2 pseudogenes are annotated in these 697 nt (G+C 72.0%); both read right to left on the reverse strand.

Going from position 1 to position 697, the window contains the following annotated elements:
- Positions 1-332: pseudogene (locus tag B2W70_RS00915) on the reverse strand (single-stranded-DNA-specific exonuclease RecJ); the annotation flags it as partial.
- Positions 333-382: 50 nt separating this feature from the next.
- Positions 383-697: pseudogene (locus B2W70_RS00920) on the reverse strand (hypothetical protein); the annotation flags it as partial.

Genomic DNA, 697 nt, shown 5'->3' on the forward strand with positions numbered 1-697 from the left:
CGGTCCGGCACCACGTAGCCGACCTGCTCGGGCCGTGCGCCCAGCATCATCAAGCCGCGCAGGCCGGTGGCACAGGCGGTGGCGCCGTCGCAGTCGTAGTCGGCCACGATGCAGATGCGCTGGCCCTGCTCGATGGCGTCGGCGAGCAGGCGGGCCGCTTCTTGCGCGCCTTGCAATTGGGAAGGCGGCAGCAGGCATGCTGGGCTGTCGTCGAGGTCTTCGGGCTGGCGGATGCCGCGCGCGGCGTACAGGCGGGCCAGCAGGGGCGGCACGCCCGCCTGCTCCAGGGACCAGGCGGTGCGCGGGGGCACGTCTCGGGGGGTGAACTTCATGGTGGACGTGTTGAGCGGCGGTCGTGGGGTTGATGCGGTCGTGTGGGCGATCAGAGCTCGCCCAGGCAGGCTGCGGGCGAGGCCTGGGGCGCGTGGCCACCCAGTCGTTTCAGGCCAGACACCCACCTGCTCACCAGCCCAGGCTTTGCGCCCGGGCCCAGGGTGAGGGCGTGGCGCTCACCGCAGAGGGTGAGTTGGACAGCTTGCCCGGCATCGAGTGCTGACAGCACCGCTGGCAACACCTCGGCGTCGATGTGCTGCCAGGCTTGCAGCCACAGCGGCATGTCGTCGGCCAGCAGGGGGGCGCGCAGCTCATCGACCACGCGCAGGTGGGCGGGCAGCGTGAGCGCGCCGGGATCGGCTGG

The sequence above is a fragment of the Aquabacterium sp. UBA2148 genome (genome assembly GCF_002328915.1).
Lineage (GTDB): Bacteria > Pseudomonadota > Gammaproteobacteria > Burkholderiales > Burkholderiaceae_C > Aquabacterium > Aquabacterium parvum.